The sequence below is a fragment of the Pedobacter mendelii genome, assembly GCF_014635725.1.
GTDB lineage: Bacteria > Bacteroidota > Bacteroidia > Sphingobacteriales > Sphingobacteriaceae > Pedobacter > Pedobacter mendelii.
Map to the genome: position 1 here is coordinate 422,790 of NZ_BMDJ01000004.1, position 18,407 is coordinate 441,196.

The 18,407-nt window shown below is 34.1% G+C and carries 13 protein-coding genes; 10 read left to right on the plus strand and 3 right to left on the minus strand.

Annotation, left to right across the window (positions count from 1 at the left end; translation table 11 throughout):
* Positions 1-144 precede the first annotated feature (144 nt).
* The gene (locus IEV50_RS09905; protein ID WP_188413616.1) at positions 145-1,332 is read right to left on the minus strand and encodes an acetyltransferase domain-containing protein; all 1,188 of its coding nucleotides are present in this window, start codon (positions 1,330-1,332) and stop codon (positions 145-147) included.
* Positions 1,333-2,123: 791 nt separating this feature from the next.
* On the opposite strand from IEV50_RS09905, the gene IEV50_RS09910 reads away from it, so the two are divergent.
* The gene (locus IEV50_RS09910; RefSeq protein ID WP_188413618.1) at positions 2,124-3,563 is read left to right on the plus strand and encodes a phage tail sheath family protein; all 1,440 of its coding nucleotides are present in this window, start codon (positions 2,124-2,126) and stop codon (positions 3,561-3,563) included.
* A gap of 135 nt (positions 3,564-3,698) precedes the next feature.
* Here IEV50_RS09910 and IEV50_RS09915 read toward each other — a convergent pair whose 3' ends face one another.
* A complete protein-coding gene (locus IEV50_RS09915; RefSeq protein ID WP_188413620.1) occupies positions 3,699-4,685 on the minus strand; it encodes an SH3 domain-containing protein in 987 nt (328 codons plus the stop codon).
* 385 nt (positions 4,686-5,070) lie between these two features.
* Here IEV50_RS09915 and IEV50_RS09920 point away from each other — a divergent pair, with 385 nt between their 5' ends.
* Both IEV50_RS09920 and IEV50_RS09925 read left to right on the plus strand, forming a co-directional pair.
* The gene (locus IEV50_RS09920) at positions 5,071-6,498 is read left to right on the plus strand and encodes a glycoside hydrolase family 125 protein (protein ID WP_188413622.1); all 1,428 of its coding nucleotides are present in this window, start codon (positions 5,071-5,073) and stop codon (positions 6,496-6,498) included.
* Positions 6,499-6,696: 198 nt separating this feature from the next.
* Positions 6,697-8,850 carry a GH92 family glycosyl hydrolase gene (locus IEV50_RS09925; protein ID WP_188413624.1) on the plus strand — a complete coding sequence of 718 codons (2,154 nt, stop codon included), beginning with the start codon at positions 6,697-6,699 and terminating at the stop codon, positions 8,848-8,850.
* Positions 8,851-8,907: 57 nt separating this feature from the next.
* Here IEV50_RS09925 and IEV50_RS09930 read toward each other — a convergent pair whose 3' ends face one another.
* The gene (locus IEV50_RS09930; RefSeq protein WP_188413626.1) at positions 8,908-9,816 is read right to left on the minus strand and encodes a helix-turn-helix domain-containing protein; all 909 of its coding nucleotides are present in this window, start codon (positions 9,814-9,816) and stop codon (positions 8,908-8,910) included.
* A 558-nt stretch (positions 9,817-10,374) separates the two neighbouring features.
* Between IEV50_RS09930 and spt the strand changes: the two genes are divergently transcribed.
* From spt to IEV50_RS09965, 7 genes are read left to right on the plus strand one after another with little or no spacing between them, the layout of a single operon-like run.
* Positions 10,375-11,580 (plus strand): serine palmitoyltransferase, encoded by a 1,206-nt coding sequence (gene spt, locus IEV50_RS09935; RefSeq protein ID WP_188413628.1) that lies wholly within the window; start codon positions 10,375-10,377, stop codon positions 11,578-11,580.
* On the plus strand, positions 11,577-12,698 hold the full coding sequence (locus tag IEV50_RS09940) for a hypothetical protein (protein ID WP_188413630.1): 1,122 nt from the start codon (positions 11,577-11,579) through the stop codon (positions 12,696-12,698). The genes spt and IEV50_RS09940 overlap by 4 nt, the downstream gene beginning before the upstream one ends.
* Positions 12,695-13,675: an NAD-dependent epimerase/dehydratase family protein gene (locus IEV50_RS09945; RefSeq protein WP_188413633.1), complete on the plus strand. Its 981-nt coding sequence runs from the start codon at positions 12,695-12,697 to the stop codon at positions 13,673-13,675. The genes IEV50_RS09940 and IEV50_RS09945 overlap by 4 nt, the downstream gene beginning before the upstream one ends.
* 21 nt (positions 13,676-13,696) lie before the next feature.
* Positions 13,697-15,022: an inositol-3-phosphate synthase gene (locus tag IEV50_RS09950; RefSeq protein ID WP_188413636.1), complete on the plus strand. Its 1,326-nt coding sequence runs from the start codon at positions 13,697-13,699 to the stop codon at positions 15,020-15,022.
* Complete coding sequence (locus IEV50_RS09955) at positions 15,022-15,477, plus strand: phosphatidylglycerophosphatase A family protein (RefSeq protein WP_229746692.1); 456 nt, start codon at positions 15,022-15,024, stop codon at positions 15,475-15,477. The genes IEV50_RS09950 and IEV50_RS09955 overlap by 1 nt, the downstream gene beginning before the upstream one ends.
* A 4-nt stretch (positions 15,478-15,481) precedes the next feature.
* A complete protein-coding gene (locus tag IEV50_RS09960) occupies positions 15,482-15,859 on the plus strand; it encodes a GtrA family protein (protein WP_188413638.1) in 378 nt (125 codons plus the stop codon).
* Positions 15,856-18,399: a DUF5686 and carboxypeptidase-like regulatory domain-containing protein gene (locus IEV50_RS09965; protein WP_188413640.1), complete on the plus strand. Its 2,544-nt coding sequence runs from the start codon at positions 15,856-15,858 to the stop codon at positions 18,397-18,399. Before IEV50_RS09960 ends, IEV50_RS09965 begins: the two co-directional genes overlap by 4 nt.
* Positions 18,400-18,407 lie beyond the last annotated feature (8 nt).

Consider the following 18,407-nt stretch of genomic DNA (forward strand, 5'->3'; position numbering starts at 1 on the left):
GTTTATATATTTTGTTTTTTTTATACCTCCCGTATATATTTTTTAATATTCACATTGGCATTTATCAAATAGGTTTTCATCATTCAAATCGTAGGAGGTTTTCTTTGTTTAATTTCTACTACAATAGAATAATCTAATTTCCCCTTAAATATAATTCAGCCACCAATTCTTATGTGTTGCCTTATATTTTTTAAACCATTTACACGGATAATATAGGGATATAACCACAACCAGCCAAATGCAGTATACAATCCATAAATCATAGCCGAATTTAACTGGCCTAAACAGAAAAGGAATTTGTATTATTTGTTTGGTGGTGTTTCCTTCTAAAAAGAAAAGCAAAATTAAAATAGAGTGTAACAGGTAAAAGTGGATTGTATAATAGAAAAATGGTACGCTTCCGTAAACTGAAAATACCTTAAAAACCTTATTCTTTATACTTTCTGCAATGACTAAAAAGGTTAGGGCAAAACCAAGTGTTAAAGAAGTATATTCTAAAGATGGCGGGTACTTGCTTACATTGAAGAAAGACAAAATATTTTTGAAAAGATCATGATATTCTTTTCTAGGTACAGGGTCACCATAAACACTAAGTAAGCGCAATGCAACAAAAATAATTAAAGCTAAAGCCCCATAGTTTTTTAAATTCTTGTGGCGAGTTATAGGATCATAATCATTTGTAAACCATTTACCAGCAGCATAACCTAAAAACATAATACCTGTCCAAGGTAAAATTGCATAGAAAACACCAATAAAATGATTATTTCCTATAGGTATAACGGTTCCGAAAGCGGTAAATAAAATTTTAATTATTGAGCCTGCAGTTTCATCCTTTGGAGCGGGGAATAGATTAAAAATATTATGTCCAAATACCAGTAGTATTCCGATTATCAAAACCAGTTTATAAGAAATGCGACTAAAAAAAGCCAGTAAAATCATACTACAACCAATTGCCCAAATTACCTGAAGAATAATAAAGTTGTATAGTGGATTAAAGGTTAAACCGAATGTAATAATCACGATTTCAACTACTACAAGCCATAATCCTCTTTTTAATAAAAATTTACTGGCTTGGGCACTTGTTTTCTTTTGAGCAGAAAGATACGCGGATAAGCCAGACAAAAAAACAAATGTTGGTGCGCAGAAATGTGTAATCCATCGGGTAAAAAACAAAATTCCTGTTGTTGTATCCGGATTAAGTGGGTCACCTGTCATAGCGTCGATATGGAAATAGTCACGGGTATGGTCTAAAGCCATAATTACCATCACTAGGCCTCTCAAAATATCGATTGAGCTTATGCGTTTTGATAAGAGCGTTTGTTCGGAATTCATTATTAATTTAGGGATTATAGTAATTTTATTATTCTAAAGCTTGTTAATTTGGCTTTTTGAGGCTCTTTTTAATCAGGCTTCTTTTAAAAGTTGTTTAAGCATATTTGATTCAACACGTTTCAAATTCACTACCATATACTTGTAGTTCTCGTAATGTGCTATAATAAAATAGATATATGGATCTTTATTTATCCGAAATGTTCTTTCTTCATTGTATACAACCAAATTTTCGCCATCTTCTTTTATTCTGGTGAAAATCTTTTTATTTACATAAATTGCAGGTGTATTGAAACACAGCTTTTCTGTGATTCTCCGGTAAAATCATAACGGTTTTCCTTATAAACTCCAATGCATATAAGGTATCATTGTTAAAATCAATCATGAAATTATGCTATGTATTTTTTTATTGGCTTGCTTGGTTAACAAATCGTCTAATTAATTGCAGTTTCTTTAAAACTATTGAAATCAATTGAAAATCTTTTTGGAGGATGTATATTTAAAGTTACAAAATTTAGCATTATTGAAAGAATTTTAGATTACGAAAATTGAATTCATTAATTAAAGGTTAACAATTATAAAATTATAATCGAATAAATGAGGGTTTATTAGTTAATAATTTGATTTTGAGTTTTTTGCTTGCTCCTGTTAATCTTTTTTTAAATTATAATAGGTATATTCAATTTATCGATTAGCCCTATTAAATTTATTTTTGAGATAAAACATTTATTAATATTTATCGCGATTTTACAGATGATCTTCTTTAGATTAATTACCTCTTAAAATCTAAAACTATGTCTAAAACCTATAAAGTACCTGGAGTTTATATTGAAGAAGTTAACAAATTTCCAATTTCAGTAGCAGATGTAGGTACAGCAATTCCTGCTTTTATTGGTAGAACTCAATTTTATAGAGATGAGAATGGATTGGAGATCGTTCGTTCTGAAAATGTAAAACCTAAACCGATCAGAATTAATTCATTTTTAGATTATCAAAAACATTTTGGCGGATTTTGTTCTGAACATCAGATTTTTACGACAATAGTTACAGATACAACAGATATTGCTGGAGTCATAATTTCAAGAAAAATTAAATCTACAGTGAATAAAACTTTGCTTAGCGGTAATTATATGTATTACGCCATTCAAATGTTTTATGGCAATGGTGGTGGCCCATGTTATATTATCTCAACAGGAGATTATTCTTCCACGTTTAATAATGAAAATGGTGATGTTGCACTTGAAGCTTCTAGTAAGGTAGATGAAGTAACAATGTTAATTTTTACGGATAAGCATGCCGAAAATGATGGTATAAGAACAGGATATAAATTACTTTATGGTAAAGCATTAAACGAATGCAAAAAATTAGGCGATCGCATAGCCATTTTCGATCCATGGATTGTATCAGGCAACACATATATTGATGCAGATATTATCCGGGCAGATTTTGAAAATAATAATTTAGAATATGGATGTACCTATTATCCATGGCTTCAAACAACAATGTTTTATGGTTATAACGGAGATGAATTAATTATAAGCCATAAAAACGGTTCAATAAACGGTGCTTTTGATGGAATGAATTTAACAGCAATTAAGGCCATTGACAGTAATACTTATGAACTTATAAAAGCCGAAGTAAACAATAATAAAATAGATTTACCACCATCTAGCGCTGTTGCAGGAATTATGGTTCATGTTGATAATAATAGAGGTGTATGGAAAGCGCCTGCAAATGAAACGATAATTATGACAACTTTACCTACGGTAAAAGTAACCTCAGACCAGCAGGAATCATTAACTATTGATACAACAACAGGAAAATCGATTAATGTAATAAGATTTTTTCCTGAAAGAGGTACAATAATTTGGGGTGCAAGAACATTAAAAGGAAATGATAACGAATGGAAATATATTTCAGTCAGACGTTTTTTTAATTATGTTGAAGAAAGTATTAAAAAATCAACAGGATTTGTAGTTTTTGAACCTAATGAAGCCAGTACCTGGATTAAAGTTAAATCAATGTGTGATAATTTTTTAAACCAACTTTGGCGGAATGGTGCTTTACAAGGGGCAAAACCGAATGAGGCATTTTTCGTAAATATTGGTCTGGGCGTAACTATGACGAACATAGATATTCTAGAAGGTAAAATAATTATCGAAATAGGTTTAGCTGCTGTTCGTCCTGCAGAATTTATAATTTTAAGATTTTCATGTAGAACACAATCATCTTAATTTCTAGTATTTATATGGTTGATTAATATTTGTATACGCTTTATAAAAGCCACGATAGTGATTTTTCATCAGATTAAAAATTTTCAAGTATAATTAAATGAGCTTTTTTATATTCTTTTGTAGAAAATTATCTTTTTAGCCTAAATCTAGAAATTCCTTTTTAACCCATTTATTATCAGCACTTACTCTATACCAGCCATTACTTTCTTCTATGATAAAAACTTCCTGTCCTTTGGTAAATGCTGCCACTTTTGGAAAAGTATTTCCAGGACCACTTCTTACATTTAATGTTGCTGCATTAACTGTAGCCTTTTTAACCTCTTTTGTGAAAGTACCATTTACCCAATGTTGTTGAGAGCCAGATATTTTAAACCAGCCATTTTTTTCTTCGAAGACACGTAAAATAGATCCTAATTTTGCAGGTTCTCTATCAGTTATTTTCTTGCTTTGTGCATTTGAATCAGAACGAATATTTAAACTATCGGTATTAACAAAAATGTATTTTTCTACACTTGAGTTTTGAGTAATAGCAGCACCATTTAATGCTATATTAACCAATGGCAAGAAATTATTATCGCAATCTGCCACTTTATTTCCGCCAAAGAAATCAGTACCAGGACAGGTTTTGTTATTTCCACTTCCGTTATTTCTTGCGCCTGTACTTAAGTTAAACCAGTGGTGATAAACGATTTTATTACTGTTTACGGCAATATTAAATTTTTTGCATAACGCAGCCGCCATTCTTACAATGGTATCTTTATGGGCATTAGTCATTACATCTTTGCCCTTATCGAAATTTCCAACATTTTCTATGCATATCGCATTTGAATTAAAACCAACAATGCAGGCCGGAGTGTTTTCGAGACTTCTACCTGTTACGATGCTTCCATCTGGGAATGTGCTGAAATGCTGACCGATATCCATCCACCCATGCGTACTTACATGATAAGTTTTCATTCCCTGCTGAATTTCGAATTGATTGTTAGGTTTACATTGTATATAACTTGGACTCCAGGTATGGTGTTCTTGAATGTAGAGGATAGTGCGGGCAACTCTTAAATTTGAAATCCAGGTTTCAAATTCATTAATGTCCATTTTTGTAAAACCGAATTTGGTTGTCATAAGAGGTTAATTTAAGATAAAAACATTAGACGTTAGGGATAATTTATAATAAAAAACGGGCGAATTTTATTAAGTATTAAATATAAAGAAAAATAAATTTAATTTTATAACTTTTTTAAAATCAGTAGTTTGAGTTTTTTGGATATAAAAAAATGTTCTTAAACTTTTGTGCTGATATTAGATGTTAACCATAGAAAAATTAAAATGAAAAAACGATTTAGTTATTGATTAAAGCCATTTTTCGTTTTGAACTTGTGCATATTTTAATATATATTTGTTTCAAATCTTGCCAAATAAAATTCTATCAAATAGATGGTTTTATGTAATTTATTTAGCAGGCTAATGCTTGAATAATGGCCAAGTAAAATATACACAAAAAATAATTATGAAAAGGAGAACTTTTATACAAAACACAAGCCTTTTAGGTGCTGGCATAGTCGCTTCAAAATTTTCTTTTGCTGCAGGTTTACCTCAAGAATTTCCTATTGTAAGGGTTGCTGAAGCTAAAAGACATTTTAAAAGTAAAGCAGTAGATAATGCAATTAAAACCTTTCAGGAAAATGTAAAAAATCCTGAATTGAACTGGCTTTTTGAAAACTGTTTTCCAAATACTTTAGATACTACAGTTTACCATACAGACAAAAATGGTAGACCCGATACTTACGTTATTACTGGTGATATTGATGCAATGTGGTTGCGTGATAGTTCTGCCCAGGTTTGGCCATATTTACAGTTTGTGAATGAGGATGCACCCTTAAAAAAGCTTATTGCAGGCGTTATTATTCATCAAACACAATGCATTTTAAAAGATCCATATGCAAATGCATTTTATGGTGATGCTAATAAAGTTGGTGAATGGAAAACCGATAGAACGGCTATGCAACCGGGCGTACATGAGCGGAAGTGGGAAATAGATTCATTATGTTATCCAATTCGTTTAGCCTATCATTACTGGAAAAAGACCGGTGATAAATCTCCTTTCGATACTGATTGGAAGAAAGGAATAGAAGCCACTTTAAAAACATTTAAAGATCAACAGCGTAAAAACACAAAAGGTTCTTACCATTTTCAAAGAGAAACTACACAACCAACAGATAGTTTGCCAATGGCTGGTTACGGTTTCCCGGTAAATCCTGTTGGCTTAATTTGCTCAGCTTTTCGCCCGAGTGATGATGCCACCATATTTCCATTTTTAATTCCTTCTAATTTTTTTGCGGTAAGCAGTTTAAAACAAGCTGCAGAAATGGTCAAGACTTTACAAGCCGATGCATCATTAGAAAGTAGTTTATTAAATCTTGCTGATGAAGTTAATATGGCTATTCAGAAATATGCAATTGTTAATCACCCAAAATACGGTAAAATTTATGCTTTCGAAGTTGATGGATTTGGGAGTTCTTATTTGATGGATGATTCTAATGTGCCTAGTTTATTGGCATTGCCATACTTAGGCTCTGTTAAGCTAAGCGACCCAATTTATCAAAATACACGGAAGTTTGCCCTTTCTTTAGATAACCCATATTTCTTTAAAGGCACTGCTGCTGAAGGAATAGGCGGTCCGCATGCTGGTCAGGATATGATTTGGCCAATGAGCATCACGATGAGGGCTTTAACCTCAACAGACGATAAGGAAATTAAAATGTGCATAGAAACTTTGCAAAAAACACATGCTGGAAAAGGATTTATGCATGAATCTTTTAATACAAACGACCCTTCAAAATTTACCAGAGCGTGGTTTGCATGGTCTAATACTTTATTTGGTGAGCTGCTTTGGCGAACTCATAATGAAAAACCTGTGCTTTTAAAATTAATTTAAGGCATATTTAATTGGATAATTCCTTAGCTAAAAAATAATTTTTTATAACCATATAAACTTATTTCATTAAATAATTCTATGTTTAAATTTTTTATATTTTAATTTGATTAAACGATTTAGTGTAACGTTAATGCTATTTTTTATTGTCGATTGTATTATTGGTATATATTTGATTTACGAACCAATATATCAATAAGCATGAAAGCCCTACATAAAAATCTATTTAGTTTAATGTTAATTTTTCTGCTCGCATCAGCAGCAACAAAAAGTCAATCGGTTAGCAATTTTTCAAAATATGTAAACACTTTTATTGGGACGGCTCCATTAACAGATCCAAAAATTTTAGGCTATGAATTGCCAAAAGGCTGGCGCTCTTGGGCAGGTTTAACATTTCCAGGTAGCTCGTTGCCAAATGCAATGGTACAACTTAGCCCAATCACTGAATACGGTTCCGGAGCAGGTTACGAATACGAAGATTCTGTGATTTATGGTTTCACACATACCAACAAAGGCCACTGGAATCTTTGTAACATTCCGATTTTGCCAATGTCGAATCCTGGCAGTAAGTTTGGGTCGAAATTCTCTCATAAAAATGAAAGTTCTGCGCCAGGGTTTTATCAGGTTTACCTCGAAGATTACAAAATTAATGTGAGCTTAACATCAACATTGAGGACGGGATTTCATAAATATGAATTCAAAAATAAGACCGGCAGAGAAATACTTTTTGATATGGGTAAAGCCAATAGCAAGGTGTCAACTTGGAATATCGAGCAAGAGGGAAGTTATGCAATTAAAGGCTTTCAAGGTGGTGAAAACGTTTATTTTTATGCTATCGTAAATACCCAAATAGCTAAAATCGATAAAATCGATGAAGGTAAACCTACTGGTTTTGCTATTGCTCACCTGGCAAATGGAAGTGTTGAACCTGTAGAACTTAAAATAGGCTTATCCTTTGTAAGTACTGAAAATGCTAAAGAGAATTTGTTAAAAGAAATAGGAAATAAATCTTTCGAGACAATTCGTAAAAATGCCACTCAAAAATGGGAATCCATATTGTCATCAATACAAGTTAAAGGAGGAACGGAGAAACAAAAAGTAATGCTGTATTCTTGTCTTTACCGCTCGTTTTTGTGGCCTGCTTTGCGTAGCGATGTAAATGGTGAATTTACCGATGCCAATCGTAAAGTGGTTAAATCTAATTTTAGGTATTATACTGAACCATCTTTATGGGATACTTATCGCAATAAGGATATCCTTTTAGGCTTAATTTCTCCGGATGTTACACTTGATGTAATAAAATCGATGAAGGATGTTGGAGATAAGAAAGGGTTTATTCCCACGTTTTTTCATGGTGACCACGGTTCATCATCTATAGCAGGCGCTTATTTGCGAGGTATTGATAATTTCGATATAAAAGGTACTTATCAAATTTTATTAAAAAACGCGAATACACCGGGAGGTGCTCGGCCCTATGTAGAGGAATATATTGCTAAAGGCTTTATTTCAGAACCTGATATTCCTGATCCGAAAGTTGAAACCAAAGCAAGTGCTGGTGTTTCTAAAACTTTAGAATATTCCTACGATGATTATTCGGTTGCTCAAATCGCAAAAAAACTTGGTGACACCCTAAATTATAGAATCCTGATGGCGAGATCGAAAAATTACAAAAACATGTTCGACCCATCTACGCGGTTTATGCGTGGAAAATTAGCTGATGGAAGCTGGATTAAACCATTCAATCCTCAATTTCCGTATTATGAATATATGTATAGAGAAGCTAACGCCTGGCAGGTTTCTTTTTTTGCACCGCATGATATGAAAGGTTTAATTGAATTATATGGCGGACCAAAGGGTTTTGAATCAAAACTAGATTCATTATTTACTGTACCTTGGAATCCAAATTATATTGCCAGAAATGTTGAAACAATGATTGGACAATATTGCCATGGAAATCAACCCGATCATGAAGCTCCTTTTTCTTATCATTTCATTGGCAAACCCGAAAAATCGCAAAAGATATTAGACAATATTTTAAACAATTTATACGGAATAGGTGATAACGGTTTAGCGCTTTGTGGTATGGATGATGCGGGAGAAATGTCTTCATGGTACGTTTTTAGTGCATTAGGTTTATATCCTTTCTCCGCAACAGATGCAGAATATATTTTAACAGTACCATTATTTGATGAGGTCAAATGGCGAACTAGTACCGGGAAATACATTACCATTTCAAAACCTGGAAAGGGAAGGGCAATTACAAATATTAAAGTAAATGGAAAAGACCTGAAGGGATATTTTGTTTCTCACGATTTGTTTATAAATGGAGGGAAAATAAATATACTGACGAAGTAAGTTGATTTTGCATTCAAAAGTAAAAGTTAAATTATACTAAATTAGCTTCTTACTTAATTAAAAAATATTAGTTAAAGGTATATGATTTTGCTGTTTGTACTTGGAGGGTGAAACACCTGCATTTTTTTTAAAATATTTCCCAAAGAAAGAGGGATTACTGAAACTAAGGGCTAAAGCAACCTCGGAAATGTTAAGTAAATGGTTGTTTAGCAGTATTTTTGCTTCACCGATAACCATTTCATCTATAAGTTCTCCTGCCGTTTTTTCGGTTACTTGTTTCACCACCTGCGAAAGGTGCCTTGGGGTAATGCATAATTTGTTTGCATAATAAATTACCCGCTTTTCTTTTTTAAATTGCTCAGAAAGCAAATTCAGAAAATTTGTAGTTAATTCTAGCTTACTGTCTCTTTTGGCTGGTACTAAGCTAAATCTTTTATTGCTGAGCAAGATCAAATCGAAAAGTATCTCAATGAAACTATTTCGAATAATATCATTTCTCTGTGATATATCTGAAGGCAGTTTTAGCTTTTTTCTTAAAGCCAGCATGTCATGGTATAGGTCAGTATATTCCTCTTTTGTTAGCGAAAATTTATTGATGGATTGCGCTCTGAATGTTCTGTAATTTTGAGCAGTACTTAATGATATGCCTTGCTGGGTTAGATAATTTTTGCTAAAGCCAACTTTAATAAAAGAGATATCCTGAATGTTATCTATTTCATAAATAGAGTCAGGGAAAATGAATAAAATATCTTTTTGTTTTAACACTTCGGATACGAAATTAGTTTTGATATTAAGCTTTCCCTTAACGATTAAAATAAATGCAAAAGAAGTAGCTCTAAAAGTTCGGTTCAGGCAAAAATCAGGAATTTGATTTTCTAGGATACTAACTTCCAAATCCTCCGTTAATGGAAACTTTTCATCAATATTAATCGCTTGAGTGCTATTGTTAAGAAGCTGTTGCTGCATAGTTTTTTTTGTAGTTAACGCCAGTTTTTGATAGATTTTTTTTTTGGTTTTTAACTATGCTGTTTTTAATTTAAATATAGCCATATCTAATCCTATTTAATCCCTTAAAATCTCACTTTTTCTGACAAAACAAATCTAATATTTCAAACAACATTTTAAATTTTATTTTTTAAATATGACTAACTTATGATTGGTTATTAATCTTTTGATTAATTATTTGTTTTAAATAACTTGCTGATATATAGTTTTTTATTGTGTAAAAATTACTTTTTAACCCTCTAATAGACTGTTTTCTGTTATTTTACCTTTTTGTAATAAAAGTTAGTAAGTCGAAAAGTCAATTCATTTAATTGTCACATTATTTAAATCCACCTTTTTGACCAATAGTTCCCACCTTTAAGCCTTTTTTAAAAGCGATTTCCACATTAAAATTGTGTTATCAAATTGTTTGAAAATAATGATCTGATTAGAGCTCGTTTATTTTAATGCCAATGGTTGCAGAATAAAATAGCCATGTTTTTTAAAATAATTTAAAACAACGCAGAATTACCATTGAGTATGCGAAAAAAATTAAAAGATAGAATCGACGCATTTAAAGATGCCTCAATTATTAAAGAAAAAGGAATTTATCCTTATTTCAGATCAATAGAATCTGCTCAAGATACTGAAGTGATTATCGATGGAAAAAAGGTGCTCATGTTTGGATCAAATTCTTATTTGGGTTTAACTAATCACCCTAAAATAAAAGAGGCTGCTAAGGCTGCTATTGAAAAATATGGAACTGGTTGTGCTGGATCTAGGTTTTTAAACGGTTCGCTTGATATCCATTTAAACTTAGAAAACCGACTGGCAGAATATGTATCTAAGGAGGCAGCTGTACTTTTTAGTACAGGTTTTCAGGTTAATTTGGGTGTAATTTCCTGCTTGCTTGACCGAAATGATTATTTGATTTTAGATGAGTACGATCATGCCTCGATTATAGACGGAAGTCGTTTATCTTTTTCCAGAACGATAAAATATGCGCACAATGATATGAATGATTTGCGAAGGAAGTTAAGCAGATTACCAGAAGATGCAGCAAAATTAATCGTTTCTGATGGTATTTTCAGTATGGAAGGTGATCTGGTTAACTTACCTGAGTTGGTTCAAATTGCTGATGAATTCGGTGCTAATGTAATGATGGATGATGCCCATAGTTTGGGAGTAATTGGGTTTAATGGTTCTGGTACAGCATCCCATTTCAATCTTACTGATAAAGTAGATTTAATCATGGGAACTTTTAGTAAATCGCTTGCATCATTAGGTGGCTTTATAGCTGGTGATACTGAAACTATCGAATTTATTAAACACCGTGCCCGTGCCCTAATGTTTAGTGCAAGTATGCCACCATCGGCAGTGGCAAGTGTAATCGCTGCGCTAGATATTGTAGAATCTGAACCTGAACGCATTGATAAACTTTGGCAAAATACCAATTATGCTAAGAAATTACTTATAGATTCTGGTTTTGATATTGGCCATAGCAACAGTCCAATTATTCCTGTTTATATAAGAGATAATATCAAAACGTTCATGATAACCAACATTCTGCAACAAAACGGTGTATTTGTAAATCCTGTTGTTTCTCCGGCTGTTCCGTCGGATTCTTCATTGATTAGATTCTCGTTGATGGCAACCCACAGTTTTGAACAAATTGAAATAGCAATAGATAAACTCACAACCGCATTTAAGGAAGTTAATGTTGATTTGGTAAGTGTACAATTATGAAAAATATAATTAAAGTATCGACCAAAAAAGAGTTGGCTGCATTCATCGACTTTCCTCATGAACTGTATGCAAAAGATGTAAATTACGTACCGGAACTATTTATTGCACAACGCGATTTACTTTCGCCTGGTAAGCACCCATTTTACGAACACTCAGAAATTCAACTTTTTTTAGCTTATGAAGATGGAAAAATTGTTGGGCGTATAGCTGCAATTAACAATACCAATCATAATAATTTATACAATACTAAAGATGGCTTTTTTGGCTTCTTCGATACCATAAATAACCATGAGGTGGTTAATTTATTATTAGAGGCTGCGCAGAATTGGCTTGCGGAAAAAGGTTTAAGCAAAATTTTAGGTCCTGTAAATTTATCTACAAACGAAACCTGTGGCTTATTGATAGAAGGTTTTGATGGACCTCCGGTTGCTATGATGCCTTACAATGCTCCGTACTACCTTCAACGATTAGAGCAGGTGGGTTTTGTAAAAAATGTTGATTTACGAGCTTATCGTTATACTACGGGTACCTATAGCGAACGCTCGGTTAAACTTTTGGATAGGATTGAAGAGCGTTTAAAACGTAATGACATTGTTATTCGAAAAATCAATATGAAAAATTTCAACGCAGAGCGAGAGGCTATTCGTGAAGTTTACAACAAGGCATGGGATAAAAACCTGGGTTTCGTGCCGATGACGGATAAGGAATTTGATTACACTGCGAAAGATTTAAAGCTTATTCTGGATCCTGATTTCTGCATTATGGCAGAACAGAATGGTAAAATTGTTGGCTTTGCTTTAGCTATTCCTGATATCAACCAAATTCAGATTAAAATAAAACGTGGACGATTATTTCCAACAGGGCTTATTAAGCTTTTAACCAGGAAGAAGAAAATTGATGGCATAAGAATCTTACTGCTTGGTGTAATTGATGGTTACCGTAAAATGGGTATCGAAGCTTGCTTGTATGGCAATATTATTAAAAGCTTTTCCGCCAAGAAAATGAAATATGCTGAGGCCAGCTGGACGCTCGAACATAATGATATGATTAACAAGCCAATTGAAGATATTGGAGGGAAACTATATCGCAAATATAGGATATTAGAAAAAGCGATATGAGAAAGCGCGTGTTGATTACGGGTGCTACAGGATTTATTGGATATCATATCATTCAGGCTGCATTGGCCAATAATTTGGAGGTTTATGTCAGTGTCCGCAAGAAGAGTATTGTTGCGCACCTCGCAGCATTTGATATTCGGTACGTTGAATTGAATTTCGATTCAATTGTACAAATGAAAGCGAACATTGAAGAAAATAAATACAATTACATTATCCATGCAGCTGCAACAACTAAAGCCAAAAATCGTGAAGCGTATTTTCACATTAACGCAATTTATACGCGAAATCTTGCCATAGCTGCGTCAAGCGCAACAAGTAAACTGGAGAAGTTTGTGTTCGTTAGTAGTTTGGCAGCACGTGGTCCATTCTCAGGCCTTCATGATTCTGCTAATTTATCAAATCCGCTAACTAATTATGGTAGGAGTAAAGCACTCGCTGAAACTTATCTAAGCCAAATAAAAGATTTACCTGTGATAGTATTTAGACCTACTGCAGTTTACGGTCCGAGGGAGAAAGACATTTTCATTTTAATAAAAGGAATAAATGCAGGATTTGAGTTTTACATCGGCGAACAGGAACAAAAGCTAAGTTTTATACATGTTACAGATTTGGCTGATATAATCGTAAGAGCATTGAGTTCAAATCTTTCGCATAAAACTTACCAAATTTCTGATGGAAATGTTTATAACAGTTTTTCGCTGGCAGAGTACGTTCGAATGGGCTTAGGGAAAAAAACTTTGATAATTAAGGTCCCCTTATCAATTATAAGAGTAATTGCTTGGGCTTTAGAACATAGTTATAAGGTTTTTAATCAAATGCCCGCCCTTAATATAGATAAGATAAAAGAATTAACTGCTTCAAGTTGGGCTTGCAGTATAGATAGTTTACAGCAGGATTTAGGTTTTGAGCCTAAATACCAGTTGGAAAGCGGATTAAGCGAAACGATCGCTTGGTATAGAGAAAATAAGTGGTTATAAATAAAATTAAATAAAAATAGAATGAAAGAGCAAGTAAAATCAGCTGATGGAAAGCTTGGGATATTAATGCCTGGCCTGGGTGCCGTTGCCACAACTATGATTGCAGGGGTAGCCGCAGTAAAAAAAGGTTTATCAAAACCAATTGGTTCATTAACACAAATGGGAACAATTCGCGTTGGTAAAAGAACAGAAAAAAAAGAACCAAAAATTAAAGATTTTGTGCCTTTAGCAAATCTCGAAAACCTGGTTTTTGGTGGTTGGGATGTATATGAAGATAATGTTTATGAGGCTGCACTTAATGCTAGGGTTTTAGATGCAAATCTTCTACGTGATGTACGTGAAGAGTTGCAGGCAATTAAACCAATGCGTGCTGCATTTGATAGAAATTATGTAAAAAATTTAACAGGAACACACGTTAAACAGGCTGATAACAGGTACGAACTCGCATTAGAGGTAATGGAAGACATTAAAAATTTCAAAGCCGAAAACAATTGCGACCGTATTGTATTGGTTTGGTGCGGTTCTACCGAAATTTATTTTGAGGCATCAGCAGTTCACGAATCACTTGCGGCATTTGAGCAAGGTTTAAAAGATAACGATCCGCTCATTGCACCAAGTATGATTTATGCTTACGCAGCTTTGAAATTGGGTATTCCATTCGCTAATGGTGCACCTAACTTAACGGTAGATATTCCGGCGTTAATTGAATTGGCTAAAGAAACCAATACACCAATTGCTGGTAAAGATTTTAAAACAGGTCAAACCCTAATGAAAACCATTTTAGCTCCAGGTTTAGCTGCCCGTTCTTTAGGCGTTAATGGTTGGTTTTCGGATAATATTTTAGGTAACCGCGATGGTTTGGTATTAGATGATCCTGATAATTTTAAAACCAAGGAAGTATCTAAACTTGGTGTATTAGAAGATATTTTCAAACCAGAACTTAATCCTGATTTATACGGAGATATGTACCACAAAATCAGAATTAATTATTATCCGCCACATGGCGACAATAAAGAGAGTTGGGATAACATTGATATTTTCGGCTGGTTGGGCTATAAAATGCAAATTAAGATTAACTTCTTATGCCGCGATTCCATTTTAGCAGCACCAATCGTTTTGGATTTGGCTTTGTTTATGGATTTAGCAAAAAGAGCAAATATGTCTGGCATTCAGGAGTGGTTATCATTCTATTTAAAATCTCCACAAACCATTCCGGGTGTACCTGCAGAAAACGATATTTTCAAACAGTTAATGAAACTTCAGAATACGTTACGCTTTATTATGGGTGAGGAATTAATTACGCATTTGGGACAAGATTATGAAGAAGAACTTGTAGAAACATTATAGTGCTGTTCCACAAAATTATATCTACCGGACTAGGAATTGGCTACATAGGTAAAGGGGCAGGAACAATCGCAGCAATAGCGACCTGCCTTTGCTGGTACTTTTCGCAAACAATTTATACCAACCAATATTTATGGCCTTTGCTAATTACCTTGTTTTTAACACTTCTTGGTGCCATTAGTGCCGATGAAGTGGAAGAAGAGTGGGGTAAGGATCATCAACGCGTAGTTATTGATGAGATTGCTGGTATGTGCATTACGTTAATCGGTATTCCTTTAAAGCCAGTCTATATTATTTTGGGCTTAATACTTTTTAGGTTTTTTGATATTCTAAAGCCTTTTTACATCCGAAAAATGGAAGCATTGCCAGGTGGATTAGGTGTAATGGCAGATGATATATTGGCTGCAGCATATTCTAGCATTCTACTACAGATAATCATCTCATTAGAGTTGTTTTAAAATTATGTTAAGGTATCTCAAAGCACAAGCATCATCCTTAACAGCTTCAGCTGCAGATTTTTTGGTAACGATTGCTCTGGTTAATTTTTTTGACCTCGGGTATTTGACAGCAAGCATTGCAGGAACATTTACAGGAGGCGGAATTAATTTCTACATCAATAGAAACTGGGTTTTTAATGCAACTACAAAAATGTTGAAATGGCAAGTTTTTAGGTATGTTTTGGTCTGGCTTGGCAACCTGATCCTGGTTACAATGGGTGTATACCTGCTTACGCACTTTTTTTATTTTAATTATCTGCTTTCTAAAATTCTCTTATCCGTTTTGATAGGTATCACTTACAACTACATCATGCAAAAGCAATTTATTTTTTCTATAAAATGAAAGTTATTCATTTATTTTTCCTGGTCTTAACGCTGCTCTTTATTTCTTTTATACCCGCATCCGGCCAAAAAACTACTGTTTCGGGTACGGTTCGCGATGCACTTACAAAGGAAACCATCCCTTATGTATCTGTATTTTTTAAAGGAACAAGAATCGGCACACAAACGGATGTAAATGGTAAATACACAATAAGTTCGTCGATGGCACAAACAGCACTTACATTTAATTATGTAGGTTATCAGATCGTAGTGAATGAACTTAAACCTTCAGAAAATCAGGAAATTAACCTGTTTTTAAAACCCGATACTAAATCGTTGGCGGAAGTTCGGGTGCTTGGGACAAAAAAAACCAGGTATAAGAATAAGGATAATCCTGCCGTTGAGCTTATCCGGCAGGTAATTGCGCACAAGGAAGAGAACAGGGTGTCCAGCTATAATACGGCATCCTATCGGCAGTATGATAAAATGCTTTTCTCTATGAGCAATGTATCAGAAAAGTTTAAGAACAAAAAGATTTTCAGAAATTATCAGTTTCTTTTCCAGGAACAGGACTCAACATTAATTGGCGGTAAAAACCTGCTCCCTATCTACATTCAGGAAAAACTAACCGATAAATATTATAGTAAAAATCCGACAAGGAACAAGGCGGTTATACTTGGCGAGAAGCAGGTGAACTTTGACAAGCAGCTTATAGATAATAATGGTATTAAAGTTTATTTCGAAAGGATGTACCAGGAAATCGATATTTATAAGAACAATGTTTCCGTTATGAGTAACGAATTTCTGAGCCCCATTGCAGATGCCGCACCAACCTTCTATAAATTTTTTATTACCGATACGCTGAAAAATCAGCATGGTGAAACCATAGAACTTTCCTTCACCCCAAGGAATACAACAGATATGCTTTTTGAAGGAAAAATATACGTAACAAACGATAAGCATTACGCGGTTAGCGGCGTTGCTATGGGTGTAAATAAAAACATCAACCTGAATTTTGTAAGGGCTATGAAGATCGACCTGGATTTTGACCGGAACGGGACAGGTAAATACAGCCTCGCTAAAAGTAAGTTACTTGCCGATTTTGGTTTATCGAAAACAAAGGGAATGGGTTTTACCGGAGAACGTACTTCCACCTATAAAAACTATCAGTTTGATATAAACCTGGCAGATACTGTGTTTGAAGGCAAAAGCGTTGAGGCATTAGCAGGCTCAGGTAGTAGGGATGATCGCTTTTGGGAAAAGAACAGGCTCGACACCTTATCAAAAGCCCAGTTAAAAATTTACCATAACATCGATACCCTTCAGCAAATACCATCATTTAAAAGAACCATGAATACGGTAACCCTGCTTTTTGCCGGATACCAGAAGCTTGGCCCTTACGAAATAGGTCCGGTTAATGCTTTTTACAGTTTCAATAATGTAGAAGGTTTTCGCTTGCGGCTAGGGGGAAGAACAACACCTGAATTGAGTAAACGCATTTATTTTGAAAATTATGTAGCTTATGGCTTTAAGGATGAAAAATGGAAATTCTTCTTGTCCGGAACCTATTCGCTGAACAATAAATCTATTTACGAGTTTCCACAAAATTACATCCGGGCAAGTTTCCAGCGGGATACCAAAATTCCCGGGCAGGAGCTTCAGTTTGTACAGGAGGATAATTTTCTTTTATCTTTTAAACGCGGGGTAAATGATATGTTGTTATACAACGATTTTTACAGGCTGGATTATATTAAAGAATTTGAAAATCATTTGTCGTATACATTTGGTTTCAAAAAATGGAGTCAAACACCAGCAGGAGGTTTATTTTATCAGGATGCTACAGGTACTTTCATAAACAGGATTACCACCAGTGAGCTATCTGTTGGTTTCAGATATGCACCCAATGAAAAATTTATCCAGGGAAAGTTATACAGGACACCAATTACAGATCGCTATCCTGTTTTTAATTTCCGATATACGGCCGGTTTAAAGGGGGTTTTAGGAGGCGAATACAATTATCATAATCTTTTGGGAAGCATAGAAAAAAGATTGTATCTCTCTCAGCTCGGTTATAGCGACATTATATTGGAAGGTGGTTATATTTTTGGAAAATTACCGTTCTCACTTCTGGATATTCATAGGGCGAACCAAACTTATGCCTATCAGCTTAATTCTTACAACCTGATGAATTTTCTTGAATTCGTAAGTGACCATTATGTGAGTATAAATATCGATCATAATTTTAATGGTTTTTTCTTCAATAAGCTGCCATTAATCAGGAAATTGAAGTTAAGGGAAGTTGTTTCTTTTAAGGCTTTATATGGAGGCCTTCGTGATGAAAACAATCCCGCGAAAAGTGCCGGCTTATACCAATTTCCAAAATACGAAAACGGCGTACAGCGTACTTATGCCCTGGGTAGCCAACCTTATATGGAAGGCAGCATCGGGATAAGTAACATCTTTAAGCTACTGCGGGTCGATTTGGTAAGGCGTTTCAACTACCTCGGCAATCCAGAAGTTTCGGAATGGGGCATTAGAGCCAGGGTAAAATTCGATTTTTAAAAAATAGA